Here is a 26008-nt window from a genome sequence, read left to right as displayed (position 1 = left end):
CGGTACCCGCCACGCCAGAACGGCCCCCGGCGGAAGCCAGGGGCCGTTCGGTGGAGTTCAACTCAGGCGTTGCCGTTGAACAGCCCGGTCACCGAGCCGTTCTCGAAGACCTCGCGGATCGTGCGCGCCAGCAGCGGCGCGATCGACAGCACGGTCAGCGTCGGGAACTTCTTGTCCTCGCTGATCGGCAGGGTGTTGGTGATGACGACCTCGCGCGCGCCACAGTTGGCCAGGCGCTCGGCGGCCGGGTCGCTCAGGACGCCGTGGGTGGCCGCGATGATGACATCGCCCGCCCCGGCCTCCTTGAGGACCTTGACCGCGCCCGCGATCGTGCCACCGGTGTCGATCATGTCGTCGATCAGCACGCAGGTGCGGCCCTCGACGTCACCGACGACGCGGTTGGACTTCACCTGGTTGGGCACCAGCGGGTCGCGGGTCTTGTGGATGAACGCCAGCGGCGTGCCGCCCAGCGAGTCGGCCCACTTCTCGGCGACCTTCACGCGGCCCGCGTCGGGGGAGACCACGGCCAGGTTGTCGGAGGGGTAGTTGGTGCGGATGTACTCCGAGAGCTGCACCAGCGCGTGCATGTGATCGACCGGGCCGTCGAAGAAGCCCTGGATCTGATCGGTGTGCAGGTCGACGGTGATGATGCGGTCGGCACCGGCGGTCTTGAGCAGGTCGGCGACCAGGCGGGCCGAGATGGGCTCGCGGCCGCGGTGCTTCTTGTCCTGGCGCGCGTACGGGTAGAACGGCAGCACGGCGGTGATCCGCTTGGCCGAACCGCGCTTGAGCGCGTCGATCATGATGAGCTGTTCCATCAGCCACTGGTTCAGCGGCGCGGGGAAGCTCTGCAGCACGAAGGCGTCGGAACCGCGCACCGACTCCTCGAACCGCACGAAGATCTCGCCGTTGGCGAAGTCACGCGCGGTCTGCGGGGTGATGTCGACGTCCAGTTCCTTGGCGACCTGCTCGGCCAACTCGGGGTGCGACCGGCCTGCGAAGAGCATCAAGTTCTTCTGGTTGTCGATCGAGAACGCGGTCACTGCTGGTTGCCATCCTTTTGCTCGGTTGCCTTGTTCGACGTCTCGTCTGTCGCGAGGGCTTCCGCCGCCGCGCGCGCCGCAGCGGTTCCCGGACGGTAACGCTGCACCCAGTTATCGATGATGCGCTGTGGCCCACCCGACACGGCCAGTGCCCCTGGTGGAACGCTCCTGCGCAGTACAGTACCCGCTCCGGTATATGCCCCGTCACCCACCGTGACCGGAGCGATGAACATGGTGTCGCTGCCGGTCCGCACATGGGAACCGACGACAGTGTGGTGTTTGTCGACACCGTCATAGTTCACGAAAACGCTCGACGCGCCGATGTTGCTGTACTCGCCGATCGTCGCGTCGCCCACGTAGGTCAGATGCGGCACCTTCGAGTGCGCGCCGATCGAGGCGTTCTTGGTCTCCACGAAGGCGCCCAGTTTGCCCTCGGTGCCCACCACGGTGCCCGGGCGTAGGTAGCTGTAGGGGCCGATGGTCGCGCCCTCGCCGATCTCGGCACCCGAGCCGTGCGTGCGGACCACGCTGGCGCCCGCCCCGACGACCACGTCGGTGAGGGTGGTGTCCGGGCCGATCTCGGCGTCCTCGCCGATGTGGGTGGCGCCGAAGAGCTGGGTGCCGGGGCGCAGCACGGCGTCGCGGTCGACGCGCACGCTCGCGTCGATCCAGGTGGTGGCCGGATCGATGATGGTGACGCCCGCGCGCATGTGCCGTTCGAGGATGTAGCGGTTGAGGGTGGCGCCCGCTTGCGACAGCTGCACCCGGTCGTTGACCCCGGTGACCTTGTTCGAGTCCACCAGCCGCGCGCCGTGCACCGGATGACCGGCCTCGCGCGCCAGCCGCAGCACGTCGGTGAGGTAGAGCTCGTGCTGGGCGTTGGCGGTGGACAGCCGCCCGATCATGGTCCGCAGCACCGAGGCGTCGAAGGCGTAGACGCCGGAGTTCACCTCGTTGATCTTGGCCTGCTCGGGCGTGGCGTCGGCGTGCTCGACGATCTCGGCGACCTGACCGTCGGCGTCGCGCACGATCCGGCCGTAGCCGTTGGCGTCCTCGGGGACGAAGGTCAGCACGGTGACGGCGGGCCGCTCGGCGTAGCTGCGGTGTTCGTCGAGCAGCGCGGAGAGGGTGTGTCCGTCGAGCAGCGGCACGTCGGCGGAGGTGACGAGCAGATCGCCGGTGAAGTCCGCGGGGACCGCGCTCAGCGCGCACTGCACGGCGTGGCCGGTGCCGAGCTGCTGGTCCTGCACGGCAGGGACGATGTCGCGGCCGAGTTCCTTGCCGACCTCGGCGACGGCGGCGCCGACCTTCTCGCGATCGTGGCCGACCACGGTGATCAGGTGGGTCGGATCGATCTCCGCCGCGGCGTGCAGCGCGTGCGAGAGCATCGAGCGCCCGGCCAAGGGATGCAGCACTTTCGGCGTCTTCGACCGCATTCGCGTCCCAGCCCCGGCTGCGAGAACGACGACGGCGGTCTGCGGTGACATGGATCTCCCTCGGCTGCCTGTCAGCGAGTGTGCTGTGGCGGGTTCGGTCAATGATGGTGCGGGCCGACGATACGTCACTGTGTCCGTGTGTGCTCCGCCGCCAGGACTCGAACCTGAACTATCTGAACCAAAATCAGAGGTGCTGCCATTACACTACGGCGGATCGCCACACCAGTGGACCGGCTGGGCCCACCACTGTGCTACGGCACGCAGTGATCCTCGCACACGTCACCGTTCTCCGGCGAATCTTGTGTACGCCTGTCGCACCCGTCGCCGCGCCGCGTTGTTAGCCTTCTGGGACAGATCGGACGGGACACGGAGAGGCGGGGGCAGATGTCTGCAAGCGAGCCGGGCCGCACGCCGCGGCCGCGGATGACCGGCACGCAGCGGCGACAGCAGCTGATCGAGATCGGTCGCGCGCTGTTCGCCGAGCGTGGGTACGACGCGACCTCGATCGAGGAGATCGCCCAGCGCGCGCAGGTCTCCAAGCCGGTGGTCTACGAGCATTTCGGCGGCAAGGAGGGCCTCTACGCGGTGGTCGTCGACCGCGAGATGTCGATGCTGCTGGACATGGTCACCTCCTCGCTGACCCAGAACCGCTCGCGGATCCGGCTCGAACAGGTGGCCCTGGCCCTGCTCACCTACATCGAGGAACGCACCGACGGCTTCCGCATCCTGGTCCGCGACCAGCCAGCGCCCAATGCCGACGGCCGCTACTCGAGTCTGCTCAACGAGGCGGTCAACCAGGTCGCCCACATCCTGGCCGGAGATTTCGGCCGCCGTGATTTCGACACCAGCCTGGCCCCGCTCTACGCGCAGGCACTGGTCGGCATGGTCTCCACGACCGCCACCTGGTGGCTCGACGAGCGCACCCCGCCCAAGGAAGTGGTGGCCGCGCATCTGGTGAATCTGTGCTGGAACGGATTGAGCCACTTGGAAGCCGAACCGGGCCTCAGCTCCGAATGGAATACCGGGACCCCGGCGAGCGGCGGGGTAACCGGGCGATAGCGCCCCCCGCTGGGTGAATCGAGGATTCGGCTGCCGTGAAGCCGCCTGATGGTACGGTTCACCCATCCTTTTGGGTGCTGCCGGGCGGTATGTCGATCAAACTTCTTTCGATGTCGGTCTACTTCAGGATGGCTGGAATAATTGGATGACAGGCGGATCTGATGGCTAGGCAAGCGCGCGCGGAGATCACCCGCGACTCCGTCCTTGCTGGCGCTGCCGATGTCTTTCTCCGTTTGGGCTACGCCAACGCGAGTCTCAGCGAAATCATCGCGCAGTCCAATGTGACCAAGGGCGCCTTGTACTTTCACTTCGGCTCCAAGGAGGAGCTGGCGCGGGCGGTGGTCGATCAGGGCAACGACCGGCTCATCGGGTCGTGTCAGGGATTCTTCGATTCCCGGGTGCCCGCGCTGGAGGCGTGCATCGGCATCACCTACGTGGTGGCCGACCTGTCGATGAACGATCCGATGGTCGGGGCGATGCTCAAGCTCACCCACCAGATCGGCGACTATCGCGGCGCCCAGGGTGACAACATCGCCAAGACCTGGGGCGAGACCTACCGCGTGCTGGCCGAGCGGGCCATCGCCCAGGGTGACCTGGTGGCCGATCTGGACGCCGACGTGGTCGGCCTGCTGTTGCAGGAGCTCACCGCGGGCGTGCACATCGTCGCCGTGGGCACCGAGTCGATGGACCAGATGGCGGCCCGGATGGAGCGCGCCTGGTTCTTCCTGCTGCCCTCGCTGGTGCCGCACGAGAAGCTGTCGTACTTCCGCGAGTTCGCCGCCCGCCGCCTGCGCCGCTATATCGGCTGATCAGACGCTGCGGTCGCTGGCCAGCACCGCCCGCACGTCGGCGTCGGCACCGGTGGTCTCGATGCGCACCTCGTCGCGGCCGAACGCGTGCAGCAGCAGCTCCGAGGGCGGCGCGGTGAGTACCACCTCCGGGCCGTCGGCCTTGTGCGCGGTGAGCCGCTCGCCGTGTGGCGTCGCGAGCACCACCGCGACCGGCGACTTGCGGTAGGCGGCCCGCGCGATCGTGCGCAGCGCCTTCCACAGGCGGGCCTGATCGGAGTCCACCAATTCCCTTGGCTCCCAACCGGGTCGGGCCCGGCGCAGGTCCTCGTGATGGACGAACATCTCGGTGAGATTGGCGACGGCGTCGACCGGCTTGAGCGGTGACCACCACGGCGGTCCGGTGCGCACCAGCTCGACGAGCTCGGTGAACGGGCGCCGCGCGATCCCCGTCTGCGCCTTGTCGAGGTAGCCCGCCAGCGGCTTGATCAGGATGCCCAGCGAGGCATCGGGCCTGCGCTCCCTGACCACCAGGTGCGCGGCCAGATCGTGCGCGGTCCAGGTGCCACACAGGGTGGGCGCGTCCGGACCCACCTCGAGCATCGTTTCGACCAGGGCGCGGCGTTCGCGTTGAGCCAGACTCACCCCTGTGACCCTACGCGCGCCCGCCCGATCGCCTGGTCGAGCGGGCTGTCCGGGTGCTTGTCGGACCCGGTGACTAGACTTCCTCACGACTCGTCGACCATCCCGTCTGCGCACTACAGGAGCGTTCATGTCCTCCCTTCGTCCTCCGCTCGCCGGTCTGGTCGAGGCGGCCGGGGGTGATGCCGCGCTGCGTACGGTCGCCGACCTCATCGGCAAATCCGGCGTGGAACTGGTCGCGCCCTCGGCGGTGCGTCCGTTCGTCGCCGCCACCGTCGCCGACCGGCAGCCGCTGGTCGTGGTCACCGCGACCGGACGCGAGGCCGACGACCTCACCCTCGAACTCTCCGAGATCCTCGGCCCGACGATCGCCCAGTTCCCGTCCTGGGAGACCCTGCCGCACGAGCGCCTCTCACCCGGCGCCGACACCGTGGGCCGCAGGCTCGAGGTCCTGCGCCGCCTGGCCCACCCCGAGGACACCGTCTATCCGGCGCCGCTGCGCGTGGTGGTCACCACCGTGCGCTCGCTCATGCAGCCGATGACCGCCGGGCTCGGCGATATCGCGCCCATCGTGCTGCGCGCGGGCGTCGAGTCCGATTTCGACGAATTGCTCGCTCGCCTGGTCGAATTCGCGTACACGCGCGTCGACATGGTCGGTAAGCGCGGCGAGTTCGCGGTGCGCGGCGGCATCCTCGACCTGTTCCCGCCCACGGCGGATCATCCGGTGCGCGTGGAGTTCTGGGGCGACGAGGTCAGCGAGATCCGTCCGTTCTCGGTGGCCGATCAGCGCTCACTCGGCGAGCAGACCATCGAGGCCGTGGTCGCCCCGCCGTGTCGCGAACTGCTGCTCACCGCGCCGGTTCGGGAACGCGCCGCCGCCGTGGCCGCCGAGAACCCGGCCGACGCCGCCCTGGTGGAGATGCTGGACAAGATCGCCGAGGGCATCCCGGTCGACGGCATGGAGGCCCTGCTCCCGGTACTGGCGCCGGGCCGGTTGAGCCTGCTCACCGAGGCCCTGCCCGCGGGCACCCACCTGCTGCTGTGCGATCCGGAGAAGATCCGTACCCGCGCCGCCGACCTGGTCCGTACCGGCGCGGAATTCCTGGAGGCGTCCTGGACGGCGGCCTCCTTCGGTGGCGACGCTCCGCTGGGCGCGCACGGCCTCGACCTGGCCGCCTCCGGCTATCGCGATCTCACCGAATTGCACACCAGCGCGGACGAACTCGGGCTGCCCTGGTGGACGCTGAGCCCGCTCAGCTCCGGCGACCCGTCCGAGGTGAACCTGCCGGTGTTGGCCGGGCCCACCGCCCGTGGCTCCGAGGAACTGGTCGCCACCATCTTCGCCTCGCTGCGCGCGCATGTCGCCACCGGCGGTCGCGCGGTCGTGGTGGTCACCGGCCACGGCACCGCCCAGCGCGTGCTGGAACGCCTGGGCGAGGCCGAGGTGCCCGCCGGGGCGCTGGAGGCGGGCGCGGCTCCCGAGACGGGCGTGGTCGGGGTGCTGTGCGGTTCGCTGCACGACGGCCTGATCTTCGACGACGCGGGCCTGGTCGTGGTCGCCGAGTCCGACCTCACCGGCAACCGGGTCACCGCGCCCACCGAGGGCAAGCGCCTGCCCGCCAAGCGACGCAACCAGGTCGACCCGCTGGCGCTGTCGGCGGGCGACATGGTGGTGCACGACCAGCACGGCATCGGCCGCTTCGTGGAGATGATCGAGCGCACCGTCGGCGGCGCGCGGCGCGAATACCTCGTCATCGAGTACGCGCCGAGCAAGCGCGGCCAGCCGGGCGACCGACTGTTCGTCCCGATGGAATCGCTGGATCAGCTCTCCCGCTACGTCGGTGGCGAACTGCCCAGCCTGTCCAAGCTGGGCGGCTCCGACTGGGCGAACACGAAACGCAAGGCGCGCAAGGCCGTTCGCGAGATCGCCGGTGAACTGGTGCAGCTCTACGCGGCCCGGCAGGCCGCGCCCGGCCACGCCTTCGGCCCGGATACGCCCTGGCAGCAGGAGATGGAGGACGCCTTCGCGTTCACCGAGACCGTCGACCAGATGACCGCCATCACCGACGTGAAGGCCGATATGGAGAAGGCGGTCCCGATGGACCGCGTCGTCTGCGGTGACGTCGGCTACGGCAAGACCGAGATCGCGGTGCGGGCGGCGTTCAAGGCCGTGCAGGACGGCAAGCAGGTGGTGGTGCTGGTGCCCACCACGCTGCTGGCCCAGCAGCACCTGCAGACCTTCACCGAGCGCGTGGCGGGCTTCCCGGTGACGGTGAAGGGCCTGTCGCGCTTCACCGACGCGGCCGAGTCCAAGGAGATCATGGCCGGAATGGCCGAGGGCGAGGTCGACATCGTGGTCGGCACGCACCGGCTGCTGCAGACCGGCGTGCGCTGGAAGGACCTGGGCCTGGTCATCGTCGACGAGGAGCAGCGCTTCGGCGTCGAGCACAAGGAACACATCAAGGCGCTGCGCACCCACGTCGACGTGCTCACCATGTCGGCCACCCCGATCCCGCGCACCCTGGAGATGAGCCTGGCGGGCATTCGCGAGATGTCGACCATCCTCACCCCGCCCGAGGAACGCCACCCCGTGCTCACCTATGTGGGCGCCTACAACGACAAGCAGGTCACCGCCGCCATCCGTCGCGAACTCATGCGCGACGGTCAGGTGTTCTACGTGCACAACCGGGTGTCCTCGATCGACAAGGCCGCCAAGCGGATTCGCGATCTGGTGCCCGAGGCGCGGGTGGTCGTGGCGCACGGCCAGATGAACGAGGACCAGCTCGAACGCACCGTGCAGGGCTTCTGGCAGCGTGAGTTCGACGTGCTGGTGTGTACCACCATCATCGAGACCGGCCTGGACATCTCCAACGCCAACACCCTGATCGTCGAGCGCGCCGACTCACTGGGCCTGTCGCAGCTGCACCAGCTGCGCGGACGCGTCGGCCGCTCGCGTGAGCGCGGCTACGCCTACTTCCTGTACCCGCCGGAGAAGCCGCTCACCGAGACCGCCTACGACCGCCTGGCCACCATCGCCCAGAACTCCGATCTTGGCGCGGGTATGGCCGTGGCCATGAAGGACCTCGAGATCCGCGGCGCGGGCAATGTGCTCGGCGCCGAGCAGTCCGGCCACGTCGCCGGTGTCGGTTTCGACCTGTATGTGCGCCTGGTCGGGGAGGCGGTGGAGGCCTATCGCGCGGCCGCCGACGGCAAGCCGATCGTCACCGAGGAGACCAAGGAGGTGCGCATCGACCTGCCCGTGGACGCGCACATCCCGCCCGACTACATCGCCAGCGACCGGCTGCGCCTCGAGGCGTACCGCAAACTCGCCTCGGCGCAGGACGATACGGCTCTGGCGGCGGTCATCGAGGAACTCGTCGACCGGTACGGCCCGCTGCCGGTGGAGGTCGGCAGGCTGGTGTCGGTGGCCAAGCTGCGGCTGCTGGCCCGCTCCTACGATGTCGCCGAAATCGTCGTCACCGGAACCACGCTCAAGCTCGCGCCGCTGACTCTGCCCGATTCCAAACAGCTGCGGCTCAAGCGGATCTACCCCAGCGCCACCTATCGCGCGGCCAGTGGCCTGGTGCAGGTGCCGCTGCCCCGTGTCACCGACAGCGTCGGCGCCGACCGGGTCCGCGATGTCGCGGTGCTGCAGTTCGTCGCCGATCTGCTGCTCGCGTTGGACGGCAAAGCCCAAGGCGCGGTGGATCTCTCGGTGCCGACCGAGGCTTCGGCGCCGCGATGAGCGAACAGACCGAGCGCGCCGATACCGCCGTGGTGGCCGCGGGCCTGGCCGACGCCGTCGAGGTGATGGACCGGCTGTGGCACTTCGGCGGCTGGGAACGCACCCAGACCCACGACTCGCTGCGCCCGTACCTGCTCGAGGAGACCTACGAGCTGCTCGACGCCATCCAGGCGGGCGACGCCGAGACCATCAAGGAGGAACTGGGCGACCTGCTGCTACAGGTCCTGTTCCACTCCCGGATCGCCGAGGACGCGGGCGAATTCACCGTCGACGATGTCGCCGCCGCCCTGGTCGGCAAGCTCGTGCATCGCAGCCCCCACCTCGCCGCCGACGACCTGCCCGCCGACGCCTCGGTCGCCGAGAAGATCGCCGCCCAGGAAAAGGCTTGGGAGGAGCGCAAATCCGCCGAGAAGGCCCGCCGCTCCTGCCTCGACGGCATCGCCATGGCCCAACCCGCGCTGGCGCTGGCCGAGAAGGTGCGTTCCCGCAGCGCCCGCGCCGGACTGCCCGATGACCTCGTCCCGCCCGCCCTGCGGGTGGTCGAGCTCGGCGGCCCCGACTCCGCCGAGGAACGCCTGCGCAAGGCCACCCTCGACTTCGCCGCCACCATCCGCGCCGCCGAGGACGCCGCCGAATCCGCGCGCGGCACCCGTGCGCCGCTGAGCCCGGACGACTGGCATGCGCACTGGCCACGCTGAACCCACAGCTACCGCTGGGCAACCCGATTCCCCGCGGTGGGAAAGGGTGTCCGGTGACTGAGACCTTGCTGAGATGTGCCGGACAATCGCGCGCGCACCAGCGGGCAAGGCGCACACCGTTTTAGACTCGAAGAAGCTCGTCGTTCGCGGCGGGAGTACGAGGTCCGTCGATCGTCGAGGTGAGGCAGATGGCTACAGAAGTGGATCCGGCAGAACAGGACTACGCGACCGATCATCCCGAGCTCGAGGTGTTGCCGGTCTGGCCACAGGAGACCATCGCCGTGCTGGTCACCACCGATCCGGCGCCACACGCCATTCCGGTGTCGTGGCCGGTGCGCGCGGGTGATCGCCGCATTCTGATCAGTCTGAAGTCCGATCGCGGGTCGCTGGCGCGGTTGCGGGCGCAGCCGGAGGTGGCGTTGCTGATCCTGGGCGGCGGCAATGTCGCGCTCTGTGCGCGCGGCCGGGCGTCGGTGATCGCCGAGTCGATGCCCTCGGCCGAGGACTACACCGCGGTGCAGCTCGATGTCGCGGTGATCGACGACCATCGTCAGTCGGCGTTCGCCGTCGATCGCGGTATCCAGCGTACTGTCCTCGACGACTCCGAACTGCGCGCGCTCGAGGGCCGTGTCGAGACGTTGCGGTCCTGGGCCGACTGAGTTCTCAACAGCACATCATCTGGACAGAAGGGTTTCCATGAGCGTCACACTCGCCAAGGGCGGCAACGTCTCGCTGTCGAAGCAGACCGACAATCTCACCAAGGTGGCGGTGGGCCTCGGCTGGGACGTGCGCACCACGACCGGCGCCGACCACGACCTCGACGCCAGCGCGCTGGCGACCGGGGCGAACCTGAAGGTGCTCTCCGACCAGCACTTCGTCTTCTACAACAACCTGCGCTCGCCCGAGGGCACGATCGAACACACCGGTGACAACTTGACCGGTGAGGGCGACGGCGACGACGAGGTCATCAATGTCGACCTCGCCGCCACCCCGCCCACGATCACCAACATCTTCTTCCCGGTCTCGATCCACGACGCCCAGGCGCGCGGCCAGTCCTTCGGCCAGATCCGCAACGCCTACATCCGCGTCACCGACGCCAACACCGGCGTCGAACTGGCTCGCTACGACCTGTCCGAGGACGCCTCCACCGAGACCGCCATGGTCTTCGGCGAGCTCTACCGCCACAACAACGAGTGGAAGTTCCGCGCCATCGGCCAGGGCTACGCCTCCGGCCTCGCGGGCATCGCCCGCGACTACGGTGTGAACATCTGAGAAGTCCCCACGAAGGCGGGCGACCCGACGGCCGCCCGCCTTCAGTGTGCCTGGGTGACGGGCACGCGCCGCGACGGCACCGCGGCGGCCGCGTCGAGCAGGGCGAAGTACTTGCGCAGCATCAGTACGGCCGTGGTCGCCAGGCCCGCTGTGAGGCCCCACCAGACGCCCGCCGCGCCGAGGTGCAGTGGGAAGGCCAGTAGCAGGGCCGCGGGCAGGCCGACGGCCCAGTAGCCGATCAGGGAGAGTCGGAAGCCGACCGAGGTCTCCTTCAGGCCGCGTAGCAGGCCGGTGCCGATGTTCTGGGCGGCGTCGAAGAACTGCAGCACGATGCCGATCAGCAGCAGGGTGTGGGCGATGGCGATGGTGTCGATGTCGCCGGGTTCGAGGAACGGCGCCAGCACCAGGTCGGGGGCCACCACGTAGACGATGCCGGTGACCCCGGCCAGTACCGCGGCGTGCCGCAGCGCCAGCCAGGCCACGCCGCGCGCGTGGTCGTACTCTTCGCGCGCCACACTGTGGCTGACCAGGATCGACGCGCCGTGCGAGAGGCCGATCGCGACCTGGAACACGATGTAGATGATCTGGTAGACCACGTTGTGCGCCGCCAGCGCCGCAGGCCCGAAACTGCCCATGACCAGCGCCAGCACCGAGAACATCCCGGCCTCGGACCCGTAGGTCAGCGCGATCGGGGTGCCCAACCGCAGTTCCTCGCGCACGGTCGCCCAGCGCACCGGGAACGGGGTGGCGGGCAGGGTGGGGCCGAGCCGCTCGTCGCGGCGCACCATCGCCCAGAACACCCCGCAGGTGATCAGGAAGACCAGCGAGGTGGCGATGCCGACGCCGGTCAGGCCGCAGGCGGGCAGCCCGGCCCAGCCGTGGATGAAGGCCAGCGCCAGTACCAGGTTCAACGCCACCGAACCCAGCGTGACCAGCAGCAGGGCCTGCGGCCGCTGCATCCCGACGGTGTACTGCCGCAGCACCTGGAACCACAGACACGGCAGCAGCCCGGGCGCCAGCGCGATCATCATCGGCCGGGCCAGTTCGAGCACCGCCGCGTCCTGGCCCAGCCAGGGCAGCACCCAGCCGAGCCCGATCAGCAGCGCGCCGCCGAGCAGCCCGGCGAGCGTGGAGATGACGAACGCGGCCCGCACCACGGTCCGCACCTCGTCGTCGGCGGAGTCACCGCGTTTCCCGGCCGCGCCGAGCGCGCCCGCGATCTGGTTACCGGTGCCGGTGATCAACCCGACGCACATGGTGCGGATCTGGTTGAACAACACCAGCGCCAGGCCGCCCGCGGCCACCTCGCGCACGCCCAGGGTGCCCATCAACGCGAGGTTGGTGGTGGACACCGCGATCTGCGCCAGTTGGGTCAGCGCGATCGGCGTGGCCAGTCTGGCCAGCGCGTTGCTGTCGGTACGGCCCCCGTTCACCCGGTCTCTCCGGGGCGGTTCGTCGTGCGGCGCGGGCTCGCGCTCACCGGACCTCCATCAATTCGTCGTGGCGCCGCAGCGGCGAGTAGCGGCGCAGCAGGGTGGTGACCTCGGCTTCGGCGGTGGGGTCGAGCAACTCCCGCATACCCATCCACTCGTCGTCGAACACGGTGTCGAGATACTTCTCGCCGCCGTCGCAGACGATGGTCACCACGGTCGACCCGGCCGGGAACTCCGCGAGCCGCGTCAAGGCATTGTGCACCGAGCCGCCCGCCGAGCCGCCGATCAGCAGCCCGTGTGTCCTGGCGACGGCGCGCGCGGTGGCGAAGGCGTCGACATCGCTGACCTTCACGCCCTCGTCGAGCAGCGCGTAGTCCACGGCGGTGCCGATGGTCGCACCGGGCGGGGTGCCGGTGCCCGACTGCCAGTACGGGCCGCCCTCACCGCCGAAGGCGATCGAGCCCACCGGCTCCACGCCGATCACCCGGGCGGGTTTGCCCAGGTCACGCAACCGGGTGGCGGTGCCGAACAGCGAACCGCCGGTGCCGACCGCCGAGAGCAGGATGTCGACCCGCTCGACCTCGGCCAGCAACTCCTCGGCCACCGCGTAATAGCCCACGGCGTTGGCGTCGTTGTTGTGCTGCTCGGTGAAGAAGGCGTCGTCACGGGCGGCCGCCATCGCCTCGGCGAGGTCCTCCCGTGCCGAGGTGGCCAGCTCGTCGTCACCGTCGTCGGCGACGAACACCAGGTCGGTGCCCATGGCCCGCATCGCGCGCAGTTTGTCCTTACAGGCGTGGTTGTCGACCACGGCGGTGAACCGGTAGCCACGTTCGGCCGCGACCACCGCCAGGCCCAGTCCGGTGTTGCCGGACGTCGACTCGATGATATGCCCGCCATCGCGCAGCAAACCCCGCCGCTCCGCGTCGAGCACCATCGAACGCGCCATTCTGATCTTGGCGGCGCCGGTCGGGTTGAACTGTTCGAGCTTGAGCAGCAGCCGGGTACCGGAGTCGGTGACGGCGAGTTCGAACAGGGGGGTGCGGCCGATCAGGTCCGTCACACGCGTGACGAGAGCCATGGGGAATTCCTCCGTCGGATTGGGAGCTCGGGTGGATCAGCGGGCGGTGGCGTCCATGCTCCAGCGCAACCGGTCGCCATCGGCGCGTAGCAGCACCTTGGGCGGGAGCGGCAACTCGTGGAACGGGGACTCGTTGGAGTCCATCTGATACCCGGCGGTGTTCGGGTAGACGAGCAGATCGCCGACGCGGGCGCGCCGGGGCAGCGGGATGCGCCGCCTGCTCAGCAGGTCGGACTCCAGACAGGTGGCGGCGCCGACGCAGGTGGGGGTGGGTGTGCCGGGCAGCGCGGGCCACAGTACGGGATCGGGCAGGTATTCGCTGTCGAACCACTGTTCGGACAGACTGAGGCTGGTGCCGTCGACGGTGAGGATGTCGTACGGATGATCGCGAACTGTCCGGGTTTTCACGCCTTGCACCCGGAACACGGAACTACCCGCCCCGTCGAGCAGCGCGCGGCCGGGTTCGACGGCGAGCCGGATTCCATTGCGCCGCAGCCGGGTCGACAGGTCGTCGTGCTCCAGGATCGCGGTGAGCATGGCCGCGCCGGGTGCGGGGAAGTGGTACGGGTAGTACTCACCCGGCGGGCGCACATGGAACCAGCTGTCGCTCAGGGTGTTCCGAAATCGGTCCCACGAGTCGGCGTCGAGATAGTCGACACCGAACCCGCCGCCGATCGAGATCATCTCGGCCGGATGACCACAGGTCCGCGCGTGCAGGCAGTGCTCGACCAGCGCGGCGGCCTGCTCGGCGCGGGCGGTGACGTCGTAGCCGCCGAGGTGGAAACTGAAGCCCGCCAGCGTGATCGGGGCGTCGATCGCGTCGATGGCGGTCACCAACTCGTCACGGGTGAGCCCGAACCGCGACGAGGACCCATCGGGCAGCACCCGCAACAGGATTCGCGCCGCGATGTCGAGGTCGCGCAATCGGTCGAGTTCGTCGAGCGCGTCGATCGCGATCACCGCCCGGTGTCGCGCGGCCAGCCAGAGCAACTCGTCGGATTTCGCGGGCCCGGTGACCATCAGCTCGTCCCCACGCACCCCCTGCGCCAAGGCCGCCACCAGCTCGCCGGTACTGGCCACATCGACTCCGGCCCCGGCCTCGGCGCACGCCCGCGCCACGGCCGCCGCCTTGTTCGCCTTCTTCCCGAAGTACACGAACCCGTCGACTCCGGCGGCGGCGAAAGCAGCCTGGAACGCGCGGATGTTCACCGCGACCCGCTCCGGGAACAGCACGTGGAACGGCCCGCCGATCGCCTCGGCGATCTCGGCGAGCATTACGGGATCGGCCAGCAGCCGTTCGTGGAGCGCGTCGGGTCGGGCGGGCATCGGCGGCGCGCAGAATCCGCCTCCGAGCGTCCTGTCACGCACTGGCGACTTCCCCCCGCCGTTGTCGGCGGGAACCGGCACGGGATCGCCCGGAACCGTTGCGGCACCGGCGATCCCGCCTCCGGCGTCCGCTAGTCCCACAGCGGCACCTCGGTACCTCTGCCCTCCGCGATGGCACGGGCCGCGAGCGCGTGCGCCACGGCGATATCGGTCAGCACCAGACCGCTGTTGTAGACGAAGATCTTCTCGTCCTCACCGCGGCGGGCCGGGGTCGCGCGGGTGAGCACCTGCGGCAGTTCGGCGTCCACCGAGCGCAGGGTGCCGTCCGGTCCGGCCATGTCGGTGCCGGTCAGCGCCATCTGCGCGGCGCTGGTGGCGACCACCCGGTCGGCCTCGACCAGGGTCGAGGGCGCCAGGCCGTAGCCGACGAGTACCGCCACCGAACCCGGTGCCAGATGCTCGGATTCGAGCGCGACCTCGGTGCCCGGACCGGCCGTCGCCAGCACCACATCGGCGCCGCCCGCCGCCGCGTACGGATCGTCGACCACCTCGAGCAGCGCGTGCGGCGCCGCTTCGGCCAGATGCGTGTGCACCGCGGCCAACCCCTCGGGATGGGTGCCGTACACCATCAGCTTGCGCAGCTGCGGATTCGCGGCCAACAGATGCGGCAGGGCATTACGGCCCTGGGTGCCGGTGCCGATGAGCAGTGCGCTCTCGGCACCGCGCCGGACGGTCTCGCGCACCAGCAGCGCCGAGACCGCCGGGGTGCGTAAGGCGCCCACCCTGGCGCAGTCCATCATCGCGATCGGAGCGCCGGTGGTGTCGTCGTAGAGGGTGATGGTGGTGTAGTAGCGCTTGGTGCTGCGGTCGTGGCCGGGGTCGAACTTGTAGGAGGTCTTCATGGCCACCACGCGGCGCCGACCGTCGCGTCCGAGCATGGCGTAGGACACCGACGAGCCGCCCGGATCGGCCACGCTCAGCTTGCGGGGATTGTCGGATTCGCCCGCAGCGAAGGCGAGATAGGCGTCCTCCACGGCCCGGACCACTTCGGCGGGCGTGATCGGCACCTCGGCCAGATCGCTGCGCGAGAGCACCCGCAGGGGGACGCTCCGGTCACGGTTGTTCAACGGATCCTCGTTCATCTGTGCTGCCCCGCTCTGCTGTCCGATCCGTGCTCGCCCGGAACGGCGCGACCACGTGTTGCCCGTACCCATTCTCGGACGATTCCTGCGGACGGCGGCGGCGTTCGGGCAGCCGGATGTTGACGCGTTTGAGCCAGCGATCGGTGCCGTCGTAGCGGGCGCGGAACGGCACCCGGCCGTGCACGGCGACATCGTTGTCCACCAGCAGGATCTCGCCGGGAGCCAGGGCGGGGGCCTGGCAGACCCGGGCGAGTTCGGCGGTGAGCCGGGTATAGGCCGCCCGATACGCCGGTCCGGCGTCGTCGAGCGGGGTGTAGGCGGGATCGTAACGCAGTGTTTCGGAACCTGTTTCATCGAGCCACAGGGTGGGCAGCGGCGCGGCGTCGGCGCCGAATCCGCTGCCGTAGGACACGTCGGGCAGGATCGGCACCGTGGGGGTGCGCAGTTCCCGCCGGTCCTGTTCGGACAACCGCACCTGCCGCACCGAGGACACCGTGGTGGCGACCGAGTCGGGATTGCGCAGGCACACCAGCATCAGCAGATTCGCGCGCCGGGCGTGGAAGGCGTCCTCGGTGTGCGGGCTGAGCAGGGTGGAACTGCTCGCGCCCGACTGTTCGTCCTCGTGACCGGCGGCGGGCACGATGTTGTTCACCAGCCGCCCGTTCTGTTGGCCCTGCCACCCGAACGGCTCACCGGCGCAACGCGCCAGCAGCAGCATCGCGATATCGAGTTCGAGCGAGCCGGAATGCGCCGGGTGACCGGCCGATTCGGCGGCGGCCTGCCAATGTGCCGGAGTGGGGCCGAATTCGGCGTCGTGGACCGGTAATCCATGGACCACGGTGGCGCCCGCCGCGGTGGCGGGCGGTCGCACCGCGATCCGCACCGACTCGGGCAATTCCGCCGCGCGCCGCTCGATCTGGTCGAGTAGCGCGGGGTCGTGCAAGGTAATAGTGTGTGGCGAATCACCTAAGCGGTGACGAATATCGGCGGCGAGCGCACGGACGGCCTCGGCGGCGTCGAGCGGCAACTCGCGGTGTTCGATGTCGTGCAGGTGAATCGTCAGACGTTCGGAGAGAACGCTTTTCACCGGCCTTCCCTTCTTCGCATCGGTCGAACGCGGGTGATGTGGGCAATCGATGTGCGAAGGTAGTGCTTGACATCTAATTAGGCAAGACTTACCTAATGCATCCAAAGCGAAATAGCCAATCCATATAACACTACTTCTACCCCAGGACCTGCGAGATGTGAATCGACGGGATGGCGTGTCCCGCTTCGGTTCGATTGCGGTCGAGACGAAGGTCACGGCCGAGCGCCCCGCTCGAGCGTCCGCGTAACACCCCAGAACGACCCTCCGATGTCATCGGGTTGTCCCGCAACCGATTTCAGGAGACGCCGCCCGATGGCGCACCAGCCACCGCACCTCACCGATGCCCACCGGCACCACCCCCAACCGGTCTGGCAACAGCCACTCCCCGAACCGCCGACGAAGCGCTCCACCCTCCGTCTCGTCTACTGGCTCGCCCCACTGGTCGCTCTCGTCGTCGCCGTCGCGGCCGGGCTCGCCGCCTATTTTCTGACCCGTCCCGACCCCGACGTGATGGCCGTGGGTGACTGTGTCGGCGCCAGTGTTCAACCCGCCGAAATAGCCTGTGGCACATTGGGTGCCGCCTACCGCGTCATCGGGCGTGAGTCGATCCAGTGGCCGGTTGAAACAGCCTGCCTGAAATACGCCGACGCGACCCGCGCCGTTGCCGAACCGAGCGAACCCGGAACGTCGGCGAGCATCGCGCTGTGTCTGCAACCGACCCGCGAGAACACCGTCGATCCGGGCAGTCTGCGGGCGGGGGACTGCATCGACGTGAAGAAGGCGGGTGACCAGATCGAACGGTTCCCCTGCGGTGACCGGCGGGCTGGCCTGGACGTGATCGCCACCGAACTGCACATCAAGATCCCGGTCACCGACAACGCCTGCAAGGCACACCCCGAGACCCGGGGTGCCTACGCGCAGACCTCGCTCGGTGGCCGCGCTCTGGTCGTGTGCACCAAGACCAATTCCTTCGCGACCGGCGCGTTCGGCGGACAGGTCGGCGACTGCTACACCGACGAAGCGCGGTCGAAAGTCCCGTGCGACAACGATTCCGCTCGCTATCGCGTGCTCGCGGCTCACACCCAGTACGTGGACCCCGGCCAATTCGCCTGCGGCGGCGTGCGCAATGTGACCTCGTCGACCGTCACCCGGACCGAACGCACCGACCTGGTCGTGGTGGTGTGCTTCGGTCCGGCCGACCAGCGCAACCTCGGGTACGCGAAACCCGGTGACTGCGTGGCCGGTTTCGGCGGCACCGCCATGCCGGAACTGATCGCGTGCGACGCGCCCGGCGCGGACGGCACCGTCACCTCGGTCTACGACGAATCCGACATGCCCTGTTCCCCCGGCGAAGCCCGCATGACCCGCAAGCAATCGGTGGGCGACGGCTCCACCGTCTGCCTCGGTCCACTCTGAGAAGTCACTGTGAGACGTGCCGAGGGGCCCGCGCATCTGGATGATGGGTTGAGTGACTGGACAGAAGGTAGGCGCCCTCGCCGCTGTCGCGGTGTTCGCGCTGCTCGCGGGCTGTAGTTCGCTCGCGTCGATCCCCGGCGACATGCCGCCCGGCCCCGGCGCCGCGCTCCCGGTGATCGATGTGGACGCGCCGGGCCGCGCGGCCGACCAGTTGCGCGACTGGGCCGACGAGCAGTCCGGGGCGGTCGGCATCGAGTCGGTGGCCCTTGAGGCCTACGGGTACGCGGCGGCGGTGCTGGCCAAGTCACGGCCCGAGTGCGGGATCGCCTGGACGACCCTCGCCGGGATCGCGAGTGTGGAGAGCGGGCACGGCACCCACCGCGGCGCGGGGGTGGGCGCCGACGGCACGGTGCGTCCGGCGATCATCGGGGTGGCGCTCGACGGTACCAAGGGCAATGCCGAGATCCGCGACACCGACGGCGGCCAACTCGACGGCGACACCACCTACGACCGCGCGGTCGGCCCGTTGCAGTTCATCCCGGAGACCTGGAAGCGCTGGGCGGTCGACGCCAACGGCGACGGCGTGCTCGACCCGCAGAACATCGACGACGCCGCCCTCACCGCCGCCCGCTACCTGTGTATCCGCGGCGGTGATCTGACCTCCGCCGACGGCTGGCAGCGCGCCCTGTTCGCCTACAACCAGTCCAACAAGTACATGCGCGTGGTGCGCGACCGGGCCGCGACCTACAGCATCGGACGTCGCGTGTAGTTCGCCACGGCCCCGGAGTGCCGGTTACTACGCGTCACGCAGAGACGATAGGCTCGCAACCGCACGGCCCATCCCGTGAGACCTACCGTGCCTTCAGTCGTAAGGAGTCGTTTTCGTGGCCATCATCGAACAGGTCGGAGCGCGCGAGATCCTGGATTCGCGCGGTAATCCCACTGTCGAGGTCGAGATCGCCCTCGACGACGGCACCCTGACCAGGGCGGATGTTCCGTCCGGCGCGTCCACCGGCGAGCACGAGGCCGTGGAGCTGCGTGACGGTGGCGACCGCTACAACGGCAAGGGTGTCACCAAGGCCGTCGAGGGTGTCCTCGACGAGATCGCGCCCGCCATCATCGGCCTCGACGCCGTCGAGCAGCGCACCGTCGACCAGGTCCTGCTGGATCTGGACGGCACCCCCGACAAGTCCCGCCTCGGCGCGAACGCCCTGCTCGGCGTGTCGCTGGCCGTCGCGCGTGGCGCGGCCGAGTCCTCGGGCCTGGAGCTGTTCCGCTACCTGGGCGGCCCGAACGCCCACGTGCTGCCGGTGCCCATGATGAACATCCTCAACGGTGGCGCGCACGCCGACACCGGCGTCGATGTCCAGGAGTTCATGGTCGCCCCGATCGGCGCCCCCACCTTCCGCGAGGCGCTGCGCTGGGGCACCGAGGTGTACCACTCGCTCAAGGCCGTGCTCAAGGAGAAGGGCCTGTCCACCGGTCTTGGTGACGAGGGTGGCTTCGCCCCCGACGTCGCGGGCACCGTGGAGGCCCTGGACCTGATCAGCGTCGCCATCGAGCGCGCGGGCTACAAGCTCGGCACCGACGTGGCGCTGGCGCTCGACGTGGCCGCCACCGAGTTCTACACCGCCGGTGAGGGTTACAAGTTCGAGGGCAAGGTCCGCACCGCCGCCGAGATGGGCGAGTTCTACGCCGACCTGCTCACCCGCTACCCGCTGGTCTCCATCGAGGACCCGCTCTCGGAAGACGACTGGGACGGCTGGGTCGCGCTCACCGATTCCATCGGCGACAAGGTGCAGCTGGTCGGCGACGACCTGTTCGTCACCAACCCCGAGCGCCTGGAAGAGGGCATCGCCAAGGGCGCGGCCAACGCGCTGCTGGTGAAGGTCAACCAGATCGGCACCCTCACCGAGACCCTCGACGCCGTCGAGCTCGCGCACCGCAACGGCTACAAGACCATGATGTCGCACCGTTCGGGCGAGACCGAGGACACCACCATCGCCGACCTCGCGGTCGCCGTCGGCTCGGGCCAGATCAAGACCGGCGCCCCCGCTCGCTCCGAGCGCGTCGCCAAGTACAACCAGCTGCTGCGCATCGAGGACGCCCTCGGTGACTCGGCACGCTACGCCGGTGACGTGGCCTTCCCGCGTTTCACCGGCGAATTCTGATCGGATGACGGGGTAGGGAGCGAATGACCGAGCGACGTGCGCGTGGGACCAGTCCGGGTGGACGTGGGGACCGCCGCACGTCGCGGACCTCGCGCTCCCGCCCCAGTCACCTCGACGCTCCCGGCCGCCCCACCGCGGCCAAACGCACCACCCGGCGCCGCCCCGAATCCGCGGCCGGTGCCAAGCGCAAGCCCAGCGGCAAGCTCGAACGCGGCGAACACACCATCCTCGGTCTCTCGACCGGCAAAGCGGTGATCCTGGCGGCCGTGCTGTGCGGACTCGCGCTGACCCTGGCCGTGCCGACGCGCACCTATTTCAGTCAGCGCGCCGAAGCGGCCGCCCTGGCCCAGCAACGCGCCGAACTCGACGCCGACCTCGCCGCCCTGCGTGATCGCCGGGCCCAGCAGGAGGACCCGGCCTATATCCGTTCCGAGGCGCGCGACCGGCTGCGCCTGGTGATGCCCGGCGAAACCCCCTACATCGTGCAGGTCCCCGGCATCGAAGCCCCGGCCCCGCCGCCGATGAGCACCCGCACCACGGAGCCCGACCCCTGGTACACCGACCTGTGGCGCAGCATCTCCGAACCCGTCCAGGAAGGACCACGGTGACCGCACCGAACGAGCGCGACCTCGAGATCATCGCCGGGCAGCTGGGCCGCGAGCCGCGCGGTGTCCTCGCCGTCGCGTACCGCACCCCCGACGGCCTGCCCGCCGTGGTCAAGACCGCCCCGCGCCTGCCCGACGGCACCCCGTTCCCCACCCTCTACTACCTGACCGACCCGCGCCTGACCGCCGAGGCCAGCCGCCAGGAATCGGCCGGGGTGATGCGCGAGATGACCGAACGCCTCGCCGCCGACCCCGAACTCGCCGCCGCCTACCGCGCCGCGCACGAGTCCTACCTGGCCGAACGCAACGAGATCGAGTCGCTCGGTACGGATTTCACCGGCGGTGGCATGCCGGACCGGGTCAAGTGCCTGCACGTGCTCATCGCGCACTCCCTCGCCAAGGGCCCCGGCGTGAACCCCTTCGGTGACGAGGCCGTCGCCCTGGCCGCCGACGCCGGTCTGCGCGGTACCGCCATCCCCGCCGACTGGCCCGCGTCCCGCACGTCCGACGAGTCGGCCTAGCCATACCCCGGCTCGGCCCCGCGCCGCACGGTCGGCCCTGCTGACTGGCCCGCGCGGCCGGACCGCACGGCACGATCAGCCCCGCCGATCGGGCCCGGTCCGCGGGGCGGGGCGCACGGCATGGTTGACCTGGTCGACCGGCCCGGTCCGCGTGGCACGGCTTTCCCGCACCGGCCGGGCGCCGAACGGTGGACCCCGAGTCCGGTGCACCGGGCATAATCGCGGGCAACCCCGGTGTGGTGCCGGAGATCAGGAGGAACCATGGGTGAGCGCATCGCCGCAGTGGACTGCGGAACCAACTCGATCCGTCTGCTGGTCGCCGAGGTGGGGGCCGACGGCACCCTGACCGACGTGCACCGGGAGATGCGCATCGTCCGCCTCGGCCAGGGCGTCGACGCCACCGGCCGCCTGGCCCCCGAGGCGATCGACCGCACCCGCGCCGCCCTGGCCGACTACGTCGACGTCATGACCGCGACCGGCGTCACCCGCGTGCGCATGGTGGCCACCTCCGCCACCCGCGACGCCGCCAATCGCGACGATTTCTTCGAGATGACCCGCGCCGAACTCGGCCAGGTGGTCCCCGGCGCGGTCGCCGAGGTGATCACCGGCGACGAAGAGGCGCGCTTGTCGTTCGCCGGTGCGGTGGGCGAACTCGCCTCCGACGCAGGGCCTTTCGTGGTCGTCGACCTCGGCGGCGGCTCCACCGAACTCGTCGTCGGTGACGAGAACGGCGTGCGAGCGGCCTTCTCCGCCGACATCGGCTGCGTCCGCGTCACCGAACGCTGTCTGCCCGGCAACCCACCCACGGCCGACGAAGTCACCGCCGCACGGGAATTCGCGCAGGCCAAGCTCGACGAAGCCTTCACCAAGGTCCCCGTCGACCAGGTCCACACCTGGGTCGGCGTCGCGGGCACCATGACGACGATCACCGCCGTCGCCCTCGACCTCCCCGAATACGACTCCGAGCGCGTCCATCTCACCCGCCTGAGCCTGCCCGAGGTCCACGCCGTCTGCGACCGCCTCATCGCCATGGACCACGACGAGCGCGCGGCCCTGGGCCCCATGCACCCCGGCCGCGTCGACGTGATCGGCGGCGGCGCCGTGATCACCGAAGTCCTCGCCGACGAACTCGCCCGCCGCGCGGGCATCTCCGAACTCGTCGTCAGCGAACACGACATCCTCGACGGCATCGCCATGTCCATCGTCCGGGGTTCCTGAGCTGGACCGCTGATCACCACGCTCTGGTGGGAGCATCGGCCGACCAGGCCCAGCCCTCAGCGCGTGGTGATCACCCGTCCGACACGGGCCCGGGTCGGACGGATCGGGGCCCGTTGGCGGGGGACGGATGCCGTCGGGGCGGTACCGGTGCGGGTGCGCGGGCGGTTTTCGTGGCGGAGGTGATCGGCCTGGGCCCAGATCTCCGCGCGTAGGTCGTCCGGCGTTTCGGTGAATTCGTCGCGGGCGATGACCTGGGCACGTGCCCGGGTGGCCGTGCCGACCATGCTCCGGAAGCGACGGAAGACCTGGATCTCGCCGTCGTTCCCGTGATCCCAGGCGTCGAGGTAGGTGTAGTCGGTGCCGTAGGTGGCCGTGTCCAGGCGGGCGGCGTCGAGCGCCCAGGTGCGGCAGTCGTGCGGTGTCGCGGGGGTGAGGACGAGCAGTCCGCGTCGGCGGGTGACGTCGCCGCGCACGTCGCGGTACCAGGTGTGCGCGGCGCGCTGTTCGAGGGCTTCCGGTCGAGCGGCCGGGCCGAGACCGAAGGTCTGCCAGCGGATCGTGCCGTCGGATTTACCCAGGGGGAGAAGGCGTTTCAGGCGTGATGCGCCGTCGTCGTCGAACGAGGTGCACCAGCCGGGGACCAGGACGATCGGATCGGCCGGGTCGGCGTCGAACGGGGTGGGCAGGAGGAATTCCCGGTCGATCAGCACGACCGTGCCCGGGCGGGCCTGATACGACAGCCCCCACAGCAGGTGGGCGAGCAGGCGGGCGCCGTGGTCGTCGCTGAGGACGTGCCAGGTGTCGTGGAAGCGGTTGGTGCTGAACCGCGCGTGAGTGCCGGGGCGCAGGGTGATCACCGTGCGGACACCGGGCACCGACCGCACTTCGTGCCGGTGCAGTTTCAGGCCGTTGTGGAGAGACCGGGCGTTCCCCGGGCGCTGTGTCTTCATCGCGCTCCAGCAGGCCACAGCGCTGCCGGGCGGGGCAACCGAATTTCATATTAGACAGATAGTGATATTTGTCTTATCTTCGAGTCATGAGTACAACGACGTCTCAGTCGGTGGCCTTCGAACTTCGCTCCGGGGAGACCTGGCGTGATCCCTGGCCGATGTACGCGGCCCTGCGCGAGCACGACCCCGTCCACCGTGTCGTGCCGGACGGGCGGGAAGATCACGACTTCTACGTGCTGTCCCGGCACGCCGACGTCTGGGCGGCGGCGCGCGATCCCGAAAGCTTCTCCTCCGCAGCGGGTTTGACCGTCGACTACGTCGATCTGGCGGCTGCCGGATTCGGTGGGGTCAAGCCGTTCGTGTTCATGGACCCGCCCGAGCACACCGACTTCCGGCGCCGCGTCGCCCCGGGATTCACGCCACGCCAAGTGAATTCGGTGGAGCCTGCCGTGCGACGCTTCGTGGTGGAACGGATCGAGCGGTTGCGGGCGGCGGGCTCGGGCGACATCGTCGCCGAGTTGTTCAAGCCGCTGCCGACCATGGTGGTCGCGCACTATCTCGGTGTGCCGGAACGTGATCACGGCAAGTTCGACGAGTGGACCGAGAACATCGTAGGCGGCGCGGTCGCGGGCGCCGGACTGGCTGCCGGTGATCAGCACGCCTTCACCGCGGTCGGCGAACTGGTCGGCTACTTCTCCGAACTCATCGCCCGCCGCCGCGTGGAACCGGGCGACGACACCATTTCACACCTGCTGGCCTCCGGCCTCGGCGCCGACGGCGACAACGACGGCCTGATCGCCGTCCTCGGTTTCGCCTTCACCATGATCACCGGCGGCAACGACACCACCACCGGCAATCTGGGCGGCGCCGTCCAGCTGCTCAGCGCGGCACCGGAGCAGCGCGCGCTGCTCGCCGAGGACCCCGCCCTCATCCCCGACGCCGTCGAGGAGTTCCTCCGGATGACCTCCCCGGTGCAGGGCCTGGCCCGCACCGCTACCCACGACATCACCCTGCACGACACCACCATCCCCGCCGGTCGCCGCGTGCTGCTGCTCTACGGGTCGGCCAATCGCGACGACCGCGAATTCGGTCCCACCGCAGGCGAACTCGACGTCCGACGCAACCCCAAGCGCATCCTCACCTTCAGCCACGGCCACCACCACTGCCTCGGTGCCGCGGCCGCCCGCATGCAAGCGCGCGTGGCGCTGGAGGAACTGCTGGCCCGCTGCCCCGAATTCACCGTCGACCTCGACGCGGTCCGGTGGTCGCACGGGAACTACGTGCGCTGGCCGATCTCGGTCCCGTTCCACGCCGGTCCGTGACGGTGCTCGGTGCGGGTTCCGGGTGTGCGCGTTCGCGTGGGTAGTCTCGACGGGCGCCCGGACCCGGTAGGAGGAACAGTGTGAGCGGAGACTGGCTGGCCACCGACCGGGCCGATCTGGCCGCCGAACGCATCCTCGACGCGGCCGCCGAACTCTTCGCCGAGCAGGGCGTGACCGCGGTCGGCATGGCCGATATCGCCAAGGCGGCGGGCTGTTCGCGCGCCACGCTGTACCGCTACTTCGACAACCGGCAGGCGGTCCGCGTCGCCTTCGTCCACCGGGAGACCCGGCGCGTCGTCGCCCGGATCGCCGAGCGGGTCCGCGACATCACCGATCCCGCCGAGCGCGTCATCGCCGCGATGCTCGGCGCGATCGCCGAGGTCCGCGCCGACCCGCTGCTCATCGCCTGGTTTCGCGGCGACGCGGGCCCGGCGGGCAGCATCAGCCAGGAATCCGACGTCATCGAATCGCTGGCCGCCTCGATGTTCGCCGGAACCGACCTCAGTGACCCCGACCGCGCCCGCCTGTCCCGCTGGCTGACCCGCGTCATCGTCTCCCTGCTGATCACCCCCGGCCGCGACGCCGCCGACGAACGCCACATGCTCGAGGAATTCGTCGCCCCCCTCCTCACCCGAGCCGGACACCGCTGACCACGCGCCCACGGCCTACGCGCTCCCCGTCCGCTCCCGGTGCGCGCATCCGGGCCAACAACACGGCCGCCGCATCCCCTCCGCCAACTCCTCCTGCGTCCGCCGAATCCGCCGCTCCCGCGTAGCAGCCTGCTTGGCATCCTCCACCCAGCAGATGAACTCGTTACGCGCCAACGGCGTGATATCCCGCCACGCCGCCAACGCCACCGCGTTCCCCGACAACGCCACCCGCAGATCATCAGGCAACGCATGCACGACCCCACCCGGCACCCGCTGACCACTCATCCCTCCACGGTAGCGCGGACCTGCGAAAACCCGGCCCGAGTCCGTACCGGCCGCATCTTCCCCTAGAAAATTAGAACCTGTTCTATATTTGAGGAAAAGTTCCGGCGAGCTCCCAGGGAGT

25 protein-coding genes and 1 tRNA gene are annotated in these 26008 nt (G+C 69.6%); 15 read left to right on the top strand and 11 right to left on the bottom strand.

Annotated features, from left to right (window positions below; translation table 11 throughout):
* Nucleotides 1–62: 62 nt before the first annotated feature.
* The 3 genes from QC180_RS04425 to QC180_RS04415 all read right to left on the bottom strand — a co-directional run bounded on the left by QC180_RS04425 (nucleotide 63) and on the right by QC180_RS04415 (nucleotide 2693).
* Nucleotides 63–1043, bottom strand: coding sequence for a ribose-phosphate diphosphokinase (locus QC180_RS04425; RefSeq protein WP_218716034.1), 981 nt, complete (start codon nucleotides 1041–1043; stop codon nucleotides 63–65).
* A complete protein-coding gene (glmU, locus tag QC180_RS04420) occupies nucleotides 1040–2530 on the bottom strand; it encodes a bifunctional UDP-N-acetylglucosamine diphosphorylase/glucosamine-1-phosphate N-acetyltransferase GlmU (protein ID WP_278261299.1) in 1491 nt (496 codons plus the stop codon). The genes QC180_RS04425 and glmU overlap by 4 nt, the downstream gene beginning before the upstream one ends.
* Before the next feature lie 92 nt (nucleotides 2531–2622).
* Nucleotides 2623–2693, bottom strand: a tRNA-Gln gene (locus QC180_RS04415).
* A gap of 170 nt (nucleotides 2694–2863) precedes the next feature.
* Between QC180_RS04415 and QC180_RS04410 the strand changes: the two genes are divergently transcribed.
* Together QC180_RS04410 and QC180_RS04405 are read left to right on the top strand one after the other, a co-directional pair.
* Nucleotides 2864–3538 (top strand): TetR/AcrR family transcriptional regulator, encoded by a 675-nt coding sequence (locus QC180_RS04410; RefSeq protein WP_278261298.1) that lies wholly within the window; start codon nucleotides 2864–2866, stop codon nucleotides 3536–3538.
* Between the two features lie 161 nt (nucleotides 3539–3699).
* Entirely contained in the window at nucleotides 3700–4347 is a 648-nt protein-coding gene (locus tag QC180_RS04405) for a TetR/AcrR family transcriptional regulator (protein WP_278261297.1), read from the top strand.
* Here the strand turns inward: QC180_RS04405 and QC180_RS04400 are convergent, their stop codons facing one another.
* On the bottom strand, nucleotides 4348–4971 hold the full coding sequence (locus QC180_RS04400; protein WP_278261296.1) for a TIGR03085 family metal-binding protein: 624 nt from the start codon (nucleotides 4969–4971) through the stop codon (nucleotides 4348–4350).
* 127 nt (nucleotides 4972–5098) lie between these two features.
* Here QC180_RS04400 and mfd point away from each other — a divergent pair, with 127 nt between their 5' ends.
* From mfd to QC180_RS04380, 4 genes are all read left to right on the top strand, one after another.
* Nucleotides 5099–8713, top strand: coding sequence for a transcription-repair coupling factor (mfd, locus tag QC180_RS04395; protein ID WP_278261295.1), 3615 nt, complete (start codon nucleotides 5099–5101; stop codon nucleotides 8711–8713).
* On the top strand, nucleotides 8710–9411 hold the full coding sequence (locus QC180_RS04390) for a nucleoside triphosphate pyrophosphohydrolase (RefSeq protein WP_278261294.1): 702 nt from the start codon (nucleotides 8710–8712) through the stop codon (nucleotides 9409–9411). The genes mfd and QC180_RS04390 overlap by 4 nt, the downstream gene beginning before the upstream one ends.
* 188 nt (nucleotides 9412–9599) lie before the next feature.
* Complete coding sequence (locus QC180_RS04385; RefSeq protein ID WP_278261293.1) at nucleotides 9600–10070, top strand: pyridoxamine 5'-phosphate oxidase family protein; 471 nt, start codon at nucleotides 9600–9602, stop codon at nucleotides 10068–10070.
* 37 nt (nucleotides 10071–10107) lie between these two features.
* Entirely contained in the window at nucleotides 10108–10683 is a 576-nt protein-coding gene (locus tag QC180_RS04380) for a TerD family protein (RefSeq protein WP_278261292.1), read from the top strand.
* A gap of 41 nt (nucleotides 10684–10724) precedes the next feature.
* On the opposite strand, the gene QC180_RS04375 is transcribed toward QC180_RS04380, so the two are convergent.
* The 5 genes from QC180_RS04375 to QC180_RS04355 all read right to left on the bottom strand — a co-directional run bounded on the left by QC180_RS04375 (nucleotide 10725) and on the right by QC180_RS04355 (nucleotide 16605).
* Nucleotides 10725–12116 carry an MATE family efflux transporter gene (locus tag QC180_RS04375; RefSeq protein WP_278261291.1) on the bottom strand — a complete coding sequence of 464 codons (1392 nt, stop codon included), beginning with the start codon at nucleotides 12114–12116 and terminating at the stop codon, nucleotides 10725–10727.
* 43 nt (nucleotides 12117–12159) lie between these two features.
* Nucleotides 12160–13194 carry a PLP-dependent cysteine synthase family protein gene (locus tag QC180_RS04370; protein ID WP_278261290.1) on the bottom strand — a complete coding sequence of 345 codons (1035 nt, stop codon included), beginning with the start codon at nucleotides 13192–13194 and terminating at the stop codon, nucleotides 12160–12162.
* A 36-nt stretch (nucleotides 13195–13230) separates the two neighbouring features.
* The gene (locus QC180_RS04365; protein WP_278261289.1) at nucleotides 13231–14562 is read right to left on the bottom strand and encodes a type III PLP-dependent enzyme domain-containing protein; all 1332 of its coding nucleotides are present in this window, start codon (nucleotides 14560–14562) and stop codon (nucleotides 13231–13233) included.
* Nucleotides 14563–14651: 89 nt separating this feature from the next.
* Nucleotides 14652–15662, bottom strand: coding sequence for an ornithine cyclodeaminase family protein (locus tag QC180_RS04360; protein WP_278261288.1), 1011 nt, complete (start codon nucleotides 15660–15662; stop codon nucleotides 14652–14654).
* Nucleotides 15634–16605 (bottom strand): TauD/TfdA family dioxygenase, encoded by a 972-nt coding sequence (locus tag QC180_RS04355; protein ID WP_278261287.1) that lies wholly within the window; start codon nucleotides 16603–16605, stop codon nucleotides 15634–15636. The genes QC180_RS04360 and QC180_RS04355 overlap by 29 nt, the downstream gene beginning before the upstream one ends.
* Before the next feature lie 30 nt (nucleotides 16606–16635).
* On the opposite strand from QC180_RS04355, the gene QC180_RS04350 reads away from it, so the two are divergent.
* From QC180_RS04350 to QC180_RS04320, 7 genes are all read left to right on the top strand, one after another.
* Complete coding sequence (locus QC180_RS04350; protein ID WP_278261286.1) at nucleotides 16636–16812, top strand: hypothetical protein; 177 nt, start codon at nucleotides 16636–16638, stop codon at nucleotides 16810–16812.
* 249 nt (nucleotides 16813–17061) lie between these two features.
* A complete protein-coding gene (locus tag QC180_RS04345) occupies nucleotides 17062–18165 on the top strand; it encodes a hypothetical protein (RefSeq protein ID WP_278261285.1) in 1104 nt (367 codons plus the stop codon).
* A 52-nt stretch (nucleotides 18166–18217) separates the two neighbouring features.
* On the top strand, nucleotides 18218–18934 hold the full coding sequence (locus tag QC180_RS04340; protein ID WP_474646389.1) for a lytic transglycosylase domain-containing protein: 717 nt from the start codon (nucleotides 18218–18220) through the stop codon (nucleotides 18932–18934).
* 115 nt (nucleotides 18935–19049) lie between these two features.
* The gene (eno, locus tag QC180_RS04335) at nucleotides 19050–20336 is read left to right on the top strand and encodes a phosphopyruvate hydratase (protein ID WP_278261284.1); all 1287 of its coding nucleotides are present in this window, start codon (nucleotides 19050–19052) and stop codon (nucleotides 20334–20336) included.
* 23 nt (nucleotides 20337–20359) lie between these two features.
* Nucleotides 20360–20944 carry an FtsB family cell division protein gene (locus QC180_RS04330; protein ID WP_278261283.1) on the top strand — a complete coding sequence of 195 codons (585 nt, stop codon included), beginning with the start codon at nucleotides 20360–20362 and terminating at the stop codon, nucleotides 20942–20944.
* On the top strand, nucleotides 20941–21462 hold the full coding sequence (locus tag QC180_RS04325) for a DUF501 domain-containing protein (protein WP_278261282.1): 522 nt from the start codon (nucleotides 20941–20943) through the stop codon (nucleotides 21460–21462). Before QC180_RS04330 ends, QC180_RS04325 begins: the two co-directional genes overlap by 4 nt.
* A 261-nt stretch (nucleotides 21463–21723) precedes the next feature.
* A complete protein-coding gene (locus QC180_RS04320) occupies nucleotides 21724–22680 on the top strand; it encodes a Ppx/GppA phosphatase family protein (RefSeq protein WP_278261281.1) in 957 nt (318 codons plus the stop codon).
* Nucleotides 22681–22736: 56 nt separating this feature from the next.
* Here QC180_RS04320 and QC180_RS04315 read toward each other — a convergent pair whose 3' ends face one another.
* Complete coding sequence (locus QC180_RS04315; protein ID WP_278261280.1) at nucleotides 22737–23630, bottom strand: hypothetical protein; 894 nt, start codon at nucleotides 23628–23630, stop codon at nucleotides 22737–22739.
* Between the two features lie 86 nt (nucleotides 23631–23716).
* Here QC180_RS04315 and QC180_RS04310 point away from each other — a divergent pair, with 86 nt between their 5' ends.
* Together QC180_RS04310 and QC180_RS04305 are read left to right on the top strand one after the other, a co-directional pair.
* Nucleotides 23717–24952 (top strand): cytochrome P450, encoded by a 1236-nt coding sequence (locus QC180_RS04310; RefSeq protein WP_278261279.1) that lies wholly within the window; start codon nucleotides 23717–23719, stop codon nucleotides 24950–24952.
* Nucleotides 24953–25032: 80 nt separating this feature from the next.
* Nucleotides 25033–25602, top strand: coding sequence for a TetR/AcrR family transcriptional regulator (locus QC180_RS04305; protein WP_278261278.1), 570 nt, complete (start codon nucleotides 25033–25035; stop codon nucleotides 25600–25602).
* 15 nt (nucleotides 25603–25617) lie between these two features.
* Here the strand turns inward: QC180_RS04305 and QC180_RS04300 are convergent, their stop codons facing one another.
* Nucleotides 25618–25887: a YdeI/OmpD-associated family protein gene (locus tag QC180_RS04300; RefSeq protein ID WP_278261277.1), complete on the bottom strand. Its 270-nt coding sequence runs from the start codon at nucleotides 25885–25887 to the stop codon at nucleotides 25618–25620.
* Nucleotides 25888–26008: the final 121 nt, after the last annotated feature.

It is taken from the genome of Nocardia anocheti (assembly GCF_029675105.1).
Lineage (GTDB): Bacteria > Actinomycetota > Actinomycetes > Mycobacteriales > Mycobacteriaceae > Nocardia.
This window is presented reverse-complemented; position numbering and strand designations above follow the sequence as displayed.